Raw genomic sequence first — 16,591 nt, forward strand, 5'->3', positions numbered from 1 at the left:
TCGAGAAGATCCTCTCCTACCTCGACATCGGCAAGGGCGAAGGGCCCGGCGGCGGCGCGGTCGGGTCGGGTGGAGGCTCGGTGGGCGGCGGCCCCGGCGGCTGACCGGGCGGCGTCATCGGCGGTTCGCTCGGAGGCGGGATGCTGCTGCTCTGGGGGACTGCGGGCTCATTCATGATCTCTCCTCCAGGAGAAGGGCCGGCGGTGCGGTCGCGGAGTGCCCGCACCGCACCGTCGGCCGCATCGATCAGAAGAATCCGAGCTTCTGCTCGGAGTAGCTGACCAGCAGGTTCTTGGTCTGCTGGTAATGGTCGAGCATCATCAGGTGGTTCTCCCGGCCGATGCCCGAGGACTTGTAGCCGCCGAACGCGGCGTGCGCGGGGTAGGAGTGGTAGTTGTTCACCCACACCCGGCCGGCCTGGATGGCGCGACCCGCCCGGTAGATGGTGTTCTGCTGCCTGCTCCACACGCCGGAGCCGAGCCCGTACAGGGTGTCGTTGGCGATGGAGATGGCGTCGTCGTAGTCGCTGAAGCGGGTCAGCGCGAGCACCGGGCCGAAGATCTCCTCCTGGAAGATCCGCATCGAGTTGTTCCCCTCGAAGACCGTCGGCGTCACGTAGTAGCCGCCGGAGAGGTTCCCGCCGAGATCCGCGCGCTCGCCGCCGGTGAGCAGCTTGGCGCCCTCCTGCTTGCCGATGTCGAGGTAGGAGAGGATCTTCTCGAGCTGGTCGTTGCTGGCCTGGGCGCCGATCATGGTGTCGGTGTCCAGCGGGTCGCCCTGCGTGGTGGCCTCGACGCGCTGCAGACCGTCGGCCACGAAGCTGTCGTAGATCGACTCCTGCACCAGGGCGCGCGAGGGGCACGTGCACACCTCGCCCTGGTTCAGGGCGAACATCGCGAAGCCCTCGAGCGCCTTGTCGTAGTAGTCGTCCTTCGCCCAGGCGACGTCCTCGAAGAACAGGTTAGGGCTCTTCCCTCCCAGTTCGAGGGTCACCGGGATCAGGTTCTGCGAGGCGTACTGCATGATCAGACGCCCGGTGGTGGTCTCGCCGGTGAAGGCGATCTTCGCGATGCGCTTGTTCGACGCCAGCGGCTTGCCGGCCTCGGCACCGAAGCCGTTGACGATGTTCAGCACCCCGTCGGGCAGCAGGTCATCGATCAGCTCGGCGAGCACCAGGATCGAGGCCGGGGTCTGCTCGGCGGGCTTGAGCACGATGGCGTTGCCGGCTGCGAGCGCGGGAGCGAGCTTCCAGACGGCCATGAGGATCGGGAAGTTCCACGGGATGATCTGGCCGACCACGCCGAGCGGCTCATGGAAGTGGTACGCGACGGTGTCGTCGTCGATCTGGGAGAGGGAGCCCTCCTGCGCGCGGATCGCACCGGCGAAGTAGCGGAAGTGATCCGCGGCGAGGGGGAGGTCCGCGTTCAGGCACTCACGGATCGGCTTGCCGTTGTCCCAGGTCTCGGCGACGGCGAGCAGCTCGAGGTTCTCCTCGATGCGGTCAGCGATCTTGTTGAGGATGATCGCGCGCTCGGCGACCGACGTCTTCCCCCAGGCCGGTGCCGCGGCGTGCGCGGCGTCGAGCGCGACCTCGATGTCCTCTGCAGTGGAGCGAGCCACCTCGGTGAACACCTCGCCCGTCACCGGCGTGGGGTTCTCGAAGTACTCGCCCTTCACGGGTGGGACCCACTGGCCCCCGATGTAGTTCTCGTAGCGCGGCTTGAAGGTGACCTTCGCGCCCTCGGACCCTGGGTGTGTGTAGGCAGTCATGTGCTCTCCTCGGTTCTCGTCGTCGAGTCGGGAATGCGGCCCTCGGCCTCGGACTCCAGTTCGGGATCCGGTTCGGATTCCGGTTCGGATTCCGATTCGGGCTCCGGTTCGGGCTCGGATTCTGGTTCTGCGGCCGACGGACGCATTGTGGCGTGGGTCACCAGGATAAGCCCTGTCGAGCGGCCGTAGTGTGGGCGCATGGAACATCGTCACCTCGGCCGCAGCGGCCTCAAGATCAGCGAGATCATCTACGGAAACTGGCTCACCCACGCCTCCCAGGTCGAGGACGAACGCGCCCGCGCCTGCGTGCGCGCCGCGCTCGACTCGGGCATCAGCACCTTCGACACCGCGGACACCTACGCCAACACCGCCGCGGAGGTCGTGCTCGGCGAGGCGCTGAAGGGCGAGCGGCGCGAATCGCTCGAGATCTTCACCAAGGTCTACTTCCCGACCGGGCCCAAGGGCCACAACGACACCGGGCTGTCCCGCAAGCACATCCGCGAGTCGATCGACGCCTCGCTGCAGCGCCTGCAGACCGACTACGTCGACCTCTACCAGGCGCACCGGTACGACTACGCGACCCCGCTCGAGGAGACGATGCAGGCCTTCGCCGACGTCGTCCACTCCGGCAAGGCCCTCTACATCGGGGTCTCCGAGTGGAACGCCGACCAGCTCCGCGCCGGCCACCAGCTGGCCCGCGAGCTCGGCATCCAGCTGATCTCGAACCAGCCGCAGTACTCGATGCTGTGGCGCGTCATCGAGGAGCGCGTGGTGCCCACCTCCCGTGAGCTGGGGATTTCCCAGATCGTGTGGTCGCCGATCGCTCAGGGCATCCTCACCGGCAAGTACAAGCCCGGCGCCGAGGCGCCCGAGGGATCGCGCGCCCGCGACGAGAAGGGTGGCGCCGACATGATCAAGCGCTTCCTGGACGACCCGGTGCTCGAAGCGGTCCAGGGCCTCGAGCCGATCGCCGAGGACCTCGGACTCTCCATGGCGCAGCTCGCCGTGGCCTGGGTGCTCAGCAACGACAACGTGGCCGGAGCGATCATCGGCGCCTCCCGCCCCGAGCAGGTCACCGAGAACGTCAAGGCAGCGGGCATCACGCTCGATGCCGACGTGAAGGCCCGCATCGACGAGGTCCTCGGCGACATCCCCGAGACCGACGCCGCCAAGACCGTCTCCCCGGCGCAGCGCCTGGCCTGAGCAGGGCAGGGTCGGGTCGGGCCGGGCCGGGCCGGGGCCGGCCGGCTGGGTGCGCTGTCGTTGCAGCTTGCGTGCCCGCCCTGCGCGAATGGGGCCGCCCCGTTTCGGCCCGCACCAGCTGCAGGAGCTGGCTCGCTGTCGCGGACGGGCCGTAGGTGCGGTCATCTGGCGATATTGCCAGTGCACCTCACCAGCGGCCCGCGCAGGACAGGGCTCGACAAGATAGCCCGGCCCAGCCCAGCCCAACCCGGCCGGGACAGGTCGAGGGGCCGACCCGTCGCGATGACGGATCGGCCCCTCGTGGTGTCCTGCGGCGTGCTCCGGGGTCAGTCCTTTCCGGAATGGATCCCGAGCTTCTCGGGCGGAAGGTCGTCGCCGGTCTTGCCCTGGAGCTCGAGGCCGTCGGCCCGCAGCTCCCAGAACGTCGCACCCTCGATGCCGAGCTTGCGCGGATCGAACTGCGGATCCAGGCCCTGCTTCTTCTGTGCGCGATAGTCCTTGAGCGCCTTGAGGGCCGGGACCTGCAAGAACAGGATGCCGACGATGTTGAGCCAGGCCATCGACCCCACGCCGATGTCGCCGAGGCCCCACGCAGCACCGGCTGTGTTCACCGCGCCGTAGGCGACGGAGATCAGCACGAGGGCCTGCAGGATGCGCAGCAGCGCCCGGGCGAGCGTGCGGTTCTTGAGCTTGCGGGTGAGGTAGTTCAGGTTCACCTCGGCCATGTAGTAGTAGGCCACGATCGTGGTGAACACGAAGAACCCGAGGGCGATCGCGATGAACGTCGGCCCGAAGCCCGGGAACACCGAGTCCAGGCCCTGCTGCACGTAGCCCGGGCCGGGTTCGACATCGGTCGACAGGTCGCCGACGCCGGAGCCGATCACCGGGGACTCCCCGTCGGCCCAATCCTCGTTCTGGAAGGTGTTGAACATGCCTGTGGAGATGATGATGAAGGCGGTCGCGGAGCAGACGAACAGGGTGTCGATGTACACCGAGAACGACTGGGCGAAGCCCTGCTTGGCCGGGTGCGAGACCTCGGCGGCGGCTGCGGCGTGCGGGCCGGTGCCCTGCCCGGCCTCGTTGGAGTAGATGCCGCGCTGCACGCCCCACTTGATCGCGAGGCCGACGATCGCGCCGAAGATCGGCTGGACGCCGAAGGCGCTGCCGAAGATCAGGCCGAACACCCGCGGGATGTCCTCGAAGTTCATGAGGAACACGACGACCGCGACGATGATGTAGAAGATCGCCATCACGGGCACCACGACCACGGCGAAGTGCGCGATGCGCTTGACGCCGCCGATCACGATGAAGCCGAGCAGGATCACGAGGCCGATGGCGGTGACCCAGGTCGGAATGCCCCAGGCGTTGTCGATCGCGGAGGCCATGCCGTTGGCCTGCACGCCCGGCAGGAAGAAGCTCATCGCGATGATCGTGACGATCGCGAACAGGATCCCGTAGAACAGCGACAGGCCGGGAGCCTTGTGCTTGTAGGCCTTCTCGAAGTAGTACGCCGGGCCGCCGCGGTACTCGCCCGTGTCGCGGTCCTTCTCCTTGTAGATCTGCCCGAGGGTGCACTCGATGAACGAGGTGGAGGCGCCGAGGAAGGCGGAGGCCCACATCCAGAACACGGCACCGGGTCCGCCGAAGGCGATCGCGGTGGCGACGCCGCCGATGTTGCCCATGCCGACGCGGCCAGCCAGGGACATCATCAGCGACTGGAAGGAGGAGGTGCCGTCCGGGGAGACGTTGCCCTTCTTGAGCTGGTTCAGCATGTCAGGGAGATTGCGGATCTGGAGAAGTCCGGTGCGGATCGTGAAGAAGAGCCCGACGATCAGGCACAGGCCGATCAGGGGGACCGACCAGATCAGGTTGTTCGCACCTTCGATCAGGAAGTCGATGCTCATGAGCTGCTCCTGGGTAGAGGATAAGGATGTGCGCAGGGGGTGGGGACCGGAAGAACCGGACCGCGGACCGGCCAGCTGACGTCTTCGGCGAGCTGGGATGTGAAGGCGGTCACGGATCGGCGCTGAAGGCACACTAACCGCTCGGGGCGCCGGATCGCGCGATCCGGGGGCGAACCGGGGGTCTCGTGACGTTCTCGTGACCACGTTCGTGCCGGGTGCGGGGCGACGGATGAAGCGGGCGCGGTCGGTGCGGGCATGGGTGCGGGCATGGGTGCGGACACGGGGCGGCGGGGCGCGGAACGGGGCTCGCGGAGGGGCCGACGTGATGTGCGCCCTCCCGTTTGGAACCAGCGTGAGCGCCCCCTACACTGGTCACGACCCCTCGTGCGGTGTCATCTTGCTGAACTCCCCCAGGGCCTGACGGCAGCAAGGGCAGGTGAGCTCTGGCAGGTGCACGAGGGGTCGCCTCATGCCCGGATGCACCTCGTGCCCCGCCTGCGCCGACCGGGGGTTGCCCCCACCCGAGCCGGGTGGATCTCCTGGTTCCGGGCACGCGTGCCCGCTTCCTAGCGTGGGAGACCACGCGGAGCCCGCCCTGGTGCCCGCGGATCCTCACCAGGAGCGCACGATGTCCCCGATCGCCGCCTCGCCGACTGCCGCCGACTCCCCGGCGCCCTCCTCCGCCACCACTATCTCCGCCCCCGACCTGCGCCGCGTGCTCACCTTCCTCGGCATCGCGCTCGTCGTCAGCACCGCCGCATCCGTCCCCTTCGCGACCGGCCTGCTGCCGGGGTCCGCCGTCGGCCTCGTGGTGCCACTCGCCCAGCTGTCCCCGTTGCTGGCGGGATTGATCGTGCGACGGCGCGACGAGACCGTCGGCCGCTCCCTGGGTCTGACCGTCCCCTCGTGGTCGGCCCTGGCCATCGCGTCCCTCGCCGCGATCGTCGCCTTCGTGATGGTGCCGCTGGCGCGGGCGCTGGTGGGCATCGGTGCCGGTGCCCCACTGCTTGCCGACACGGTCTCTGTACAGGCACTGCTGCTCGCCGTGCCGCCGGTGCTGATCATGCAGGCTCTGTTCGCGATCGGTGAGGAAGCGGGCTGGCGCGGCTGGCTGCACCGCGAGCTCGCACCGCTCGGGTTCTGGCCGATGTCGCTGCTCATCGGGGTGGCCTGGGCGCTCTGGCACGCCCCGATCGTGCTCGCCCTCGGCCTCGGCCCGCGCGAGGCCGTGACCTATCTCGGCACCATCGTCGCCGTCGCGCCGCTGCTGTCCGCGCTGCGCGATATCTCGGGCACCGCCTGGGCGGCCGTGCTCGGGCACGCCCTGTTCACCAGCGTCCGCGTCGCCCTCGAGCAGAATGTGCTGGGGCCCGTCGGCCCGAGCACCGCCTGGCTGCTGGATCTCTGCTCCTGGTTGCTGTGGATCGTGGCGGCCTGGATGGTGCTGCGCGTCGGCGGAGCGCTCACGTCGGCCGGGCGCGCAGGGCGGATCGAGAACCTCCCGCCGCAGAGCGTGACCGAGCACGGTCCTGCGGGTACCGTCCCCGGTGCCTGAGCCGGGGCGGGGCGCCGCGCCTCCCATGCCGCCGGCATCCCGCGCCCCGCGCCTCCCGCGCCCCGTGCCTCACGCCCTTCCCCCGCGGCCGCACGAGCCGTAGCGTGACGGGACCACTTCTGCGAGGCAGGGAGCCGCCGTGAGGATCGAGACCGTCCATCGGGTCGCACGTCCGCAGCCCGACGTCCTGGCCTGGTACGACAATCCTGGAGCGCTCGTGAGGCTGACCCCGCCCGGGCTCGCGTCGGCGGATGATCCCACCGTCGGCGGCATGCGCGGCGGTCGACTGGTCGGGACCCGCTTGGGCCCGCCGATCCTCCCTGACCTGCTGCGACCCCACTGGATCCTGCGCCAGGTCGAGCACGAGCCGGAGGGACGGTTCGTGGACCAGCAGGTCCACGGCCCCTGGCGCACCTGGCGACACGAGCACCGTCTCGAGGCGGAGGGGAGCGGCACCGCGATCCGCGACAGCGTCGAGGTCGAGCTGCCGCGCCGGCTGGAGCGGCTGGCCCCGGTGGTCGAGTCCCAGCTGCGACGCCTGTTCGCGTTCCGCGCCCGCCAGCTGCACGACGATCTCGCCTTCCATGCCCGCTACGCCCACGTGCCTCGCCGCACCATCGCGATCACGGGCTCCTCGGGCCTGATCGGCACCCAGCTCGCGGCCCTGCTCGAGACCGGAGGGCACACCGTGCATCGGATGGTCCGCGAGCACGACGTCGCACCGGGGGAGATCTCCTGGGATCCGCGGGCCGGAGAACTGGACCCGTCGGACCTGGAGGGTGTCGACGTAGTCGTGAACCTCGCCGGCCGCTCGATCGCGACCCGGTGGTCCGCTGCGTCCCGGCGCGAGATCCGCGACTCCCGGATCAACGGCACCATGCTGATCTCCCGCACAGTGGCCGGGATGCGGGAGGGCCCCGCGGCGCTGGTGCAGGCCTCCGCGATCGGCCTGTACGGGCCTCGGCGACCCGGGGAGCTGCTCACCGAGGCCGACCCCGGAGGCGAGGGGTTCCTCGCTGACCTGGTCCGCGACTGGGAGGGCTCCAGCCATGCCGCCGCCGAGGCGGGTGTGCGGGTCGCGCACGTGCGCACCGGGATGGCCCTCAGCGACGCCGGCGGCTCCTTGCTGCCGCAGCTGCCGTTGTTCCTTGCCGGCGTGGGCGGCCGGCTCACCGATGGTGAGGCCATGACCTCGTGGATCTCGCTCGACGACATCGTGCGCGCGTTCGGCCATGCGGCGCTCTCGGCCGACGTCGAGGGCCCGCTGAACGGCGTCGGCCCGCAGCCCGTCACCGCGCGAGAGTTCGCCCGTACCCTGGGGAAGGTGCTCCGTCGTCCCGCGGTGGTGCCGGTACCGCCGGCCGGCCCGCGGCTCGTGCTCGGCAGCGCTGCCGCCGACGAGCTGATCAGCGTCGACCAGAACGTCTCCTCGGCCCGTCTCGAGGCCAGCGGATTCGTTCCGGCCCACGCCACGCTCGAGGACGCGCTGCGGCACGTGCTGCGGCGCTGAGGCCCGACGAGACCCGTCTCGCTCGAGCCGAGGGGTCGGAGGTCTGGGTGAGTCCGCGCCACGACCTCGCTACGACCTCGCCACGGCCGACGCCGGACAGGATTCGCGAATGCTGCATTTTCCGTGCCCGCGAATGGGGTTTCGGATAGTGTTCCTCGCGGAGAGTCCGACGCGATGGTGCCTGCGGAGCGTCCTCAGTGACCCGATGTCTGCGGGTGATCGTCGAGAACCGACCATCACCGGTGGCCTGGCGCCCTGGGAGGTCCGAGGAAGGATTGACCAGATGCATCCCTCACACGATCCCGCTCCGACGCGCCGGCGCATGCTCGGCGTCGCCGCAGCGCTCGGTGCCGCGAGCGCCACCGTTCCGGCGGCTGCCGATCCTCCCGCTCCTGATCCTGTCGGTCCCGGCGCGACGAAAGCGGGGACCGTCACCGCGACTGCCGGCGACGGCTCCGGCGAGGGGAACGGCTGGGCCGATGCCCCGGACCCCGCCTCGGTGCTGTTCCTCGACGCCCCGGCGACCGAGTGGGCCGACGGCACGCTGCCGATCGGCAACGGCCGCGTGGGCGCGACCTTCTTCGGCGATCCCGTGCGCGGCGTGGTCCAGCTCAACGAGATCAGCCTCTGGGCCGGTGCGATCGACTACGACAACGCGCTGAACGGCGACGACGACGGTGACATGGACACGTCCATGACCGGCTTCGGCACCTACCTCTCCGGCGGCCGTCTGCTGATCGATGTGCTCGGGGCCGACGGCTCCGACGAACCCGTCGAGGGTGCGGAGCTGCGCCGCGAGCTCGACGTCGCCACCGGGCTGCACACCATGACCTCCCAGGCTCCCGGAGGAGTCGTCGTGCGCCAGGAGGCCTTCGCCTCCACCCCGGCGGATCTTCTCGTGCTCGCTCTGGACGCCGAGCAGCCGCTCCGTGTGGAGCTGGCGCTGGAGAGCGACCAGGAGGGCACGGAGCTGTCGGCCGATGTGGACGAGCGGACGCTCTGGGCGACCGGCACGCTCGGCAACGCTCTGCAGCATGCGACGGCCGTGCGGATCCTGGAGAGCGATGGGACGGTGGAGTTCGCTGCAGACGGAGTGTCCGCGCAGATCCACGAGGTGACCCGGCTCGTGCTGCTGGTGGACCAGGCCACGGACTACGTGCGTGACCCGCAGAAGGGCTGGCGCGGCGCCGACCCCGCGCACACCGCCCGTCGCCACCTCGCCGGCGCCGCCCGCACCGGGCACGCCGACCTGCGCAGCCAGCACCTCACCCATCTCACCGAACGCACGTCGCGGGTGGACCTGCAGGGGATCGACTCGTCGGCCGAGGTGCTGGCGCTGCCCCTGGATCAGCGGCTCGAGCGCGTTGCGGAGGGGGAGGAGGACCCCTCGCTGGAGAGGCTGCTGTTCTCCTACGGGCGCTACCTGCTGCTGTCCTCCTCGCGGGAGGGAGGGCTGCCCGCGAACCTGCAGGGGCTGTGGAACGACTCCAACTCTCCGGCATGGTCCTCGGACTACCACTCGAACATCAACCTCCAGATGGCGTACTGGCCTGCCGAGATCAGTGCGATCCCCGAGACCCATGAGGCGCTGATCGGATGGTTGATCGCCAGCAGGGAGTCGCTTCGTCGGGCGACCCGGAACGCCTTCGGCCCGGTGCGCGGCTGGACAGCCCGCACCTCCCAGTCGCCCTGGGGCGGCAACGCCTGGGAGTGGAACACCGTGGCCAGCGCCTGGTATGCCACGCATGTGATCGAGCACTGGGATCACGGACGCGATGAGGACTTCGCCCGCGAGATCGCCTGGCCCTTCGTGGACGAGGTGTGCCAGTTCTGGGAGGACCGCCTGATCGAGGGGGAGGAGGGGACGCTCCTCGCGCCCGATGGCTGGTCACCCGAGCACGGCCCCCGCGAGGACGGTGTCATGCACGACCAGCAGATCGTGCGCGAGCTGTTCGAGGGCGCCGCCACCCTGGCCGAGGCGGTCGGGGCCGACGAGATCCGCCGCGACGAGCTCCGAGCGGTCGCCGAGAACATCGCCGGGGAGAAGATCGGATCCTGGGGTCAGCTGCAGGAATGGCAGGAGGACCGCGATGATCCAGCGGACCTCCATCGCCACACCTCGCACCTGTTCTCCCTGTTCCCCGGCAGCCACATCACCCCCGCCACCCCCGAGCTGCAGCGCGCCGCGAAGGTCTCGCTGCTCGCCCGCTGCGGGTTGCCTCCCACCGACGACGGCACGGACCAGCCGGCCGATTCCCCGGTCCCCGAGGACTTCGAGTCGCACGTCAGCGGCGACTCGCGACGGTCGTGGACCTGGCCCTGGAGGGCGGCGCTGTTCGCACGCCTCGGGGACGGCGATGCCGCTCATGCGATGGTGCGCGGCCTGCTGCGCTACTCGACGCTGCCGAACCTGTGGGCCACCCATCCGCCGTTCCAGATGGACGGGAACTTCGGGATCACCGCAGCGATCGGCGAGATGCTCGTGCACAGCCATGAGCGCACGGCCGACGGGCAGGTGCTGGTGCGCCTGCTGCCGGCGCTGCCCAGCGCCTGGGCGCCTGCCGGCTCGGTGAGCGGGCTGCGCGCCCGCGGCGGGCTCGAGGTGAGCGTGAGCTGGCAGGACGGCGCGGTCACGGACTGGTCCGTGGAGGCGGCGACGCCGGGGGCCGTGGGCAGCGCGGTGGTCGTCGTCGACGGGCAGGAGACCCCGATCGAGGTCGCGCCGGCGAGCTGAGCCGGCTGCCGTGCTCCACCCTGCTGGCATGCCGCCGGGTGGGCGCGGGCAGCGCAGCGGTGTTCAACGGGGTGCAGGCCGCTTACGGGCGCGGTCCGCTCAGAAGCGCTCAAAGGGCGCGGTCCGCTCAGAGAGGCTCGGAGGGGAGCGGGCCGCTCAGAGGTGCTCGGAGGGGCGCTCGGCGAGCAGCCGGGCCTCCTCGAGGAGCTCCTCGTCGGCCACGGAGAGCTCGCTGCCCTGCGACGCAGTGCTCTCGGACGGGGTGTCCTCGGACGGGCCGCTTCCCGTGGTGGAGCTCGCCAGGGTCGCGCCGTCCTCCGTGAAGTCCTGGACAGGCTCCTGGCAGGCCAGGGCGTTGAGCAGGGCCGCGATGACCACGAGGCCGGCGGCGCCCATGGGCAGCCACATCGACGCCTGGACGCCCGCGCTCTCGGCGACCGCGCCGGTCAGGGCCGAGGCGCCGGACTGGCCGACGATCGTCGCCGATCCCACCATCGTCATCACGGTCGCGGAGCGTCCCTGAGGGCTGCGCGCGGCGGCCAGGCTGAACAGCGTCACGACCGTCGGCCCGATGCCGATGCCGGCGACCGCCATCGCCCCGATGATCCCGGCCAGCCCACCGGAGAGCCCGAAGGCGATCATCGCGGCGAGCATCAGCGAGGAGAACACGAGCCAGCGGGCGCGCAACCGGAACCGCTCGGGGAACAGGGTGATGCTCAGGGCGAGGATCGTGGAGCCGATGCCCATCACGCCGTAGACGAGGCCGGCGGAGTCGCCATGACCCGTCTCGGCCAGGAAGGCCGTGAGCGAGGTGAGGACGGTGCCGAAGAAGAGCCCGACGCCCAGCGCGCCGGCGACCACGACGAGCACACCGAGGGCACGCAGCTCACGCGCGGGCGCCTGGGTCACCGGCTCCTCGGTGGTGGGAGCGGCCACCTTCGCCGTCGGATGCAGGGCGAAGGCCGTGACGAACACCAGCGTGAGCACGGCGGCGCCGATCATCGGCGCGGCCGGGCTGAGCGTGGTCGCGAGCAGCCCGACCACGACGGGGCCGAACACGAAGGCGGTCTCGTCGGCCGCGGACTCGTAGCCCATCGTGCCGTTCAGGCTCTTCGCACGGCGCGCCGAGGGCAGACGGGTGAGGATCAGCTGCACCAGCCGACTGCGCGAGAACGGTCCGATCTGCGGTGAGGTCGCGCCGATGACGAAGCCGACGGCGAGCACCGCAGCATCCGGCAGCGGGCTGAACGCCACCGCGGCCATCGCGAGCAGCGCCAGGGAGTTCACGATCCCCGCGGCGAGGATGACGCGGCGCTGGCCGATCCTGTCGGCCGCGGCGCCGAGCAACGGGCCGATCAGCGCCGAGCCGAGGCCGACGACCGCCGAGTTCACTCCGCCCAGCGCGATCGACTCACGAGCGGAGACGACGAGGGTGAGCGTGCCGACGACCATCATCGCGAAGGGGAAGCGAGCGATGAACGCGATCGGGAAATAGGCGGCGCCGGCGACCCCGCGCAGGGTGGCGGGTGCCTGCTGCGCATCGGTGGCGGGGAGGTGAGGCGTGGACATCGCTGCTCCGGACGGTGAGGTGCCGCCTTGGACGGTCCGACGAGGGACCCGAGGTAGATGCACTGCGGGGGCCCGTGGAGCCGGGCCGATCTGACGGCCCCATCCTAAGGACGGCCCGGGGGATCGGCGAGGGTTCACGGCGCGGCGGTGCGCGGTGTCACCACGGCGGCCACTGCACCTGCTCACCACGCTCGTTCACCGCATCCGTTGACCGCGCCTGTTTCCGCCTCCGGTCACCGCGCCTGTCCACCGCACTCGCTGCTGCGGCCCCGCGGGGTCTGTCGTCTTCGGGGCGACCTGTCGCCGCCGGGCCGTGGGTGAGGAGCACTGGCGATATAGCCAGTGCTCCTCACCCACGGCCCACCGAAGACACGGGCCCGACCGGCCCCGATGGCGCGGGCACCTACCGGTTCACGGAAGCCACGGGCACCTGCCCACCGAAGACACGGGTCCCTGCTGGCCCCGATGACGGCGCAGATGCGGCCCGGCCTCGCCCGTTCACCCGGGCCGGAGCGAGCGCCGCGCGGGCCGGGCCGGATTGGGCCGACGCGCGGGCCGAGCTGGAGCGGGTCGACGCACCACAGAGCCCGCCCCGCCGGAATGGCGGAGCGGGCTCGGAGCGGGCCGGGAGCGACGGGGAGGCGTCAGACGGAGGCGGGCTGCTTCTCCGTCGCGCCGTCCGCCGCCAGCTCGTCGTCGGCCGATCCCGGGGCGGTCTTCGCGGGGGCTTCCGCATCGGCGGTCTCCTGCGCCTCCTCGGCCTGAATGGCCTGGAAGGACGTGCGACGAGCCGCGTCATAGGCGGACTTGTCCAGGATCTTCTCGCGCTTGGCGACGATCACACCCACCAGCGACTGGCCGGTGACATTCAGGGCGGTACGGCCCATGTCGAGGATCGGGTCGATGGCGAGCAGCAGGCCCACGCCCTCGAGCGGGAGGCCCAGGGTGGAGAGCGTCAGCGTGAGCATCACGGTCGCGCCGGTCATGCCGGCGGTCGCGGCGGAGCCCAGCACCGAGACCAGCACGATCAGCAGGTAGTCGGTGACGCCGAGCGGCACCCCGTAGAAGTTCGCGACGAAGATCGCGGCCAGCGCCGGGTAGATCGCGGCGCAGCCGTCCATCTTGGTGGTCGCGCCCAGCGGGATCGCGAAGGAGGCGTAGTGGCGCGGCACGCCCATGCGCTCGGTGACGGACTGCGTCATCGGCATGGTGCCCAGCGAGGAGCGGGAGACGAAGCCGAGCGAGGTCGCGGGCCACACGCCGCGGAAGAACGATCCGATGGACAGCCCGTTGAGCTTCAGCAGCACCGGGTAGACGACCAGCAGCACGATGAACAGACCGATGTAGACATCGGCGACGAACACGCCGAGCTGCCCGATCGCGTCCCAGCCGTAGCTGGCCACGGCATTGCCGAGCAGGCCCACGGTGCCGATGGGGGCGAGGCGGATGACCCACCACAGCAGCTTCTGCACGATCTCCAGCGCGGAGCCGGTGACCTTGAGGAAGGGCTCGGCCTTATCGCCGACGGAGAGCACCGCGATGCCCACGGCGATGGAGATGACCAGGATCTGCAGGGCGTTGAAGCTCAGCGAGACGGTGCCGTCATCCCCCGCGCTGCCCTCGATGCCCAGGAAGTTCGTGGGGACGAGCCCGGTGAGGAAGTCCATCCACCCGCCCTGGGTGTCGGAGGCCTGGGCGGCGTCCGCCGAGACGCTCGAGTTCTTGCCGGGGGAGGTCACGGCGCCGAGCGCGATGCCGATCGACACCGCGATGAGCGAGGTGATCGCGAACCACAGCAGGGTCTTCCCGGCCAGGCGGGCGGCGTTGGTGACGCCGCGCAGGTTGGCGATCGAGGTGATGATCGCGAGGAAGATCAGCGGCGGCACGAGCGCCTTCAGCAGCGTCACGAAGATCGTGCCGATGGTGTTCAGCGCGGTGGTCAGCCAGTTGGCGCCGTCCTCGCCCGTGCCGGGGCCCATCTGGGCGGCGACGAGTCCGAGGACCACGCCGAGGACGAGCCCGATGAGGACCTGCCAGCCGAAGGGGATGCGAACGATCGCGCGCAACGGGTTGCGCGTGCGCCGCGAGGTCGCGAGGGCGGGGGCGGTGGATGTGCTCACGTCGAGCGACGCTACGCCGTTGCGAGGGCGACATCAATGCATTGGTTAGGGGGTCACAGTAGGGGAGCTTATGGGTTTGGCGGCGCTCCCTGGCAGGGCCTCCGGTAGGCGGCGCGGGCTGCTGCCGATCGTGCCCGCGGTGACGTGCCCCGACGCCGGAGGCTCGGGAGGCTGGCGGTGTCAGGCGGTGCCGGACCCGGCGCGGAGGGACGCGAGCTCGTCCGGGGAGCGGACTACGCAGAACTGGTTCCCCTCGGGGTCGGCCATCACCGTCCAGCCGGAGCCGGGGCCGTAGATCCCCCGGCGGTCCGCCACGACGGTCGCGCCGTGCTCGAGCAGCCAGGTGGTCTCCGCGTCCTGGGTCCGTTCGCGAGGCCTGAGGTCGAAGTGGATGCGTTTGTCCGGCAGCACGTGGTCACCGACCTGCAGGAACAGCAGTGTGTGACCGGTATCGGGATCGCTGATCGGGCATTCGTCGTCCCCGGGCCGGTTCGGGTCCGCGGGATCCGTCTCGTAGCCGAGCGTCATCCGCCACCATTCGCTGAGTGCGAAGGCGTCATGGCAGTCGATGCTCGTATGGGAGATGAAGGAGGCCATCTCCAGAGGGTTCGTGCTGCCGACGTCTCGGTCAAGCTCTTTCTCTGAGGGTCTGAGGGTCTGAGGGTCTGAGGGTCTGAGGGTCTGAGGGTCTGAGGGTCTGAGGGTCTGAGGGTCTGAGGGTCTGAGGCGAGGCCGACGCCGAACGGCTGGCATCGCTCGCCGCCTCGTCCGTTCGGCTGATGCCGCCCCATGAGGCGTCTCCGTGCGGCGGATGTGTCGGCTGACCTCGGATGGCACGCTGGCAGCATGCCGAAAAGTTCTGCCGAGCATGACCGCGCTGACGACGTCGATCCCGCCGACGCCGAGGCCGAAGGACCCTCTGCCGACGCCGACGCCGACGCCGACGCCGACGCCGACGCCGAGACCGTTGCTGACGATGAGCCGGCGGAGGAGGGGCCCTTCGGTGCTCAGGAGCCCACGCGGTTCGCTGCGGACGTCGAGTACAGCGGACGCGCCGACGGCCACGACTATGTGGTGCGCGTGCAGCACCGTTTCCTCGATTCCCGCTTCACCGTGGACATCGACGGCGTCGAGCACGACCCCGTGGCCGAGGAGAAGGCCCGGAAGAAGGCAGGAAAGTCAGGGGACGCCGAGAAGGTCGACCGGGCCGACGGCGCGGACGAGGACGACCGTGCCGATGCCGATGCCGATGCTGACGACCTGAGGTTCACGATCGGCGACTCGTTCACCTATGTCAGGTGCACGGTGCGCCGCCGCGGCGAGAAGGGCGGTTTCACGGATGCCGAGACGATCGTGGTGAGCACTGCCGGTTTCGGGGGTGCCGGCGAGGTCGACGTGCGCCACGGGCTCGAACGCACCCTGCTGGTGCCGACGCCGGGCAGCCCGTCGGCCCTGCGTGATGAGAAGCGGACCGCGAAGCCGACCCGGTACGCACTGCTCGCGGCCCTCCCGAAGGCTGCCGGCTACCTCATCCCGCTGCTCGGCATCGGCGCGCTGTTCAGCGGTCTCCTGGACCCCGTCAAGGCATGGGTGGGGGAGCGGGTCCGCCCAGTGATCGCGGCGATCGATGCGTTCGTGCAGCCGATCAAGGACTGGTTCGACGAGCTGCTGCGACCGGTGCGGGAGTTCCTCGCGGCCCTGTTCGCGCCGATCGGAGAAGCCATCGCTGCCATGCTGCGACCCCTCCAGAGGGCCGCGGCCTGGTTGAGGGAGCTGCTGTTCGGATGGATCCCCGATCTCTCCCTGCCGTTCTCCGTGCCCGGCTGGGTCGTGGATCTGGCCGTGCCGGTGATCGTCGTCCTCGTGGTGTTCGCCGTGACCTTCGGCAGGCTGCGCCGTCGCCGGGAGAAGCTGGCGGCGACGCGGGCCGCGTCGGCTGGAATGCGGGGCGGGGCGGGAACCCCTGAGGAGCCTGACGGCGCTGGTGGGCCTGACGGGACTGATCGGGCCGCCGGCGCTGATGGCGCTGATCAGGCTGACGGGACTGATCGGGTGTCGCGCACGTCGCCCGTCGCGAGCACATCGGACGACGCGACTGCCCCCGGGGTCCCCAACTCCGCGGGCATCGTGCGCGCGGATGCAGTCGGGGAGACGCGAGAACCGGTCGACGACGCCTCCGAGAGGTGATCACCAGCACGGTGGAACCTCTCCTCCACAGGACCTCTT

At 70.4% G+C, this 16,591-nt stretch carries 10 protein-coding genes and 1 other RNA gene; 6 read left to right on the forward strand and 5 right to left on the reverse strand.

The features are described from left to right. Positions 1–246 precede the first annotated feature (246 nt). On the reverse strand, positions 247–1,770 hold the full coding sequence (adh, locus tag CIK81_RS14685; protein WP_096166444.1) for an aldehyde dehydrogenase: 1,524 nt from the start codon (positions 1,768–1,770) through the stop codon (positions 247–249). 198 nt (positions 1,771–1,968) lie between these two features. Here adh and CIK81_RS14695 point away from each other — a divergent pair, with 198 nt between their 5' ends. Further along, positions 1,969–2,973, forward strand: a complete 1,005-nt coding sequence (locus CIK81_RS14695; protein ID WP_096166443.1) for an aldo/keto reductase family protein — start codon at positions 1,969–1,971, stop codon at positions 2,971–2,973. Positions 2,974–3,299: 326 nt separating this feature from the next. Here CIK81_RS14695 and CIK81_RS14700 read toward each other — a convergent pair whose 3' ends face one another. Further along, positions 3,300–4,877, reverse strand: coding sequence for a sodium:alanine symporter family protein (locus CIK81_RS14700; RefSeq protein WP_096166442.1), 1,578 nt, complete (start codon positions 4,875–4,877; stop codon positions 3,300–3,302). Positions 4,878–5,250: 373 nt separating this feature from the next. Between CIK81_RS14700 and ffs the strand changes: the two genes are divergently transcribed. The 4 genes from ffs (at position 5,251) to CIK81_RS14720 (ending at position 10,676) form a co-directional block, all read left to right on the forward strand. Next, positions 5,251–5,347, forward strand: an RNA gene (ffs, locus tag CIK81_RS14705) — signal recognition particle sRNA small type. A gap of 158 nt (positions 5,348–5,505) precedes the next feature. Beyond that, positions 5,506–6,432 (forward strand): CPBP family intramembrane glutamic endopeptidase, encoded by a 927-nt coding sequence (locus CIK81_RS14710; RefSeq protein WP_096166441.1) that lies wholly within the window; start codon positions 5,506–5,508, stop codon positions 6,430–6,432. A gap of 139 nt (positions 6,433–6,571) precedes the next feature. Beyond that, entirely contained in the window at positions 6,572–7,942 is a 1,371-nt protein-coding gene (locus tag CIK81_RS14715; RefSeq protein WP_096166440.1) for a TIGR01777 family oxidoreductase, read from the forward strand. 283 nt (positions 7,943–8,225) lie between these two features. Beyond that, positions 8,226–10,676 (forward strand): glycoside hydrolase N-terminal domain-containing protein, encoded by a 2,451-nt coding sequence (locus tag CIK81_RS14720; RefSeq protein ID WP_199586383.1) that lies wholly within the window; start codon positions 8,226–8,228, stop codon positions 10,674–10,676. Between the two features lie 156 nt (positions 10,677–10,832). On the opposite strand, the gene CIK81_RS14725 is transcribed toward CIK81_RS14720, so the two are convergent. The 3 genes from CIK81_RS14725 to CIK81_RS14735 all read right to left on the reverse strand — a co-directional run bounded on the left by CIK81_RS14725 (position 10,833) and on the right by CIK81_RS14735 (position 14,962). Beyond that, positions 10,833–12,245, reverse strand: coding sequence for an MFS transporter (locus tag CIK81_RS14725; protein WP_096166439.1), 1,413 nt, complete (start codon positions 12,243–12,245; stop codon positions 10,833–10,835). 644 nt (positions 12,246–12,889) lie between these two features. Continuing rightward, on the reverse strand, positions 12,890–14,365 hold the full coding sequence (locus CIK81_RS14730) for a dicarboxylate/amino acid:cation symporter (protein WP_096166438.1): 1,476 nt from the start codon (positions 14,363–14,365) through the stop codon (positions 12,890–12,892). Positions 14,366–14,545: 180 nt separating this feature from the next. Further along, a complete protein-coding gene (locus CIK81_RS14735; RefSeq protein WP_096166437.1) occupies positions 14,546–14,962 on the reverse strand; it encodes a VOC family protein in 417 nt (138 codons plus the stop codon). 249 nt (positions 14,963–15,211) lie between these two features. Here CIK81_RS14735 and CIK81_RS18365 point away from each other — a divergent pair, with 249 nt between their 5' ends. Beyond that, positions 15,212–16,552 (forward strand): hypothetical protein, encoded by a 1,341-nt coding sequence (locus CIK81_RS18365; RefSeq protein ID WP_096166436.1) that lies wholly within the window; start codon positions 15,212–15,214, stop codon positions 16,550–16,552. Positions 16,553–16,591: the final 39 nt, after the last annotated feature.

It is taken from the genome of Brachybacterium sp. JB7 (genome assembly GCF_003335205.1).
In the GTDB taxonomy this organism is placed as follows: domain Bacteria; phylum Actinomycetota; class Actinomycetes; order Actinomycetales; family Dermabacteraceae; genus Brachybacterium; species Brachybacterium alimentarium.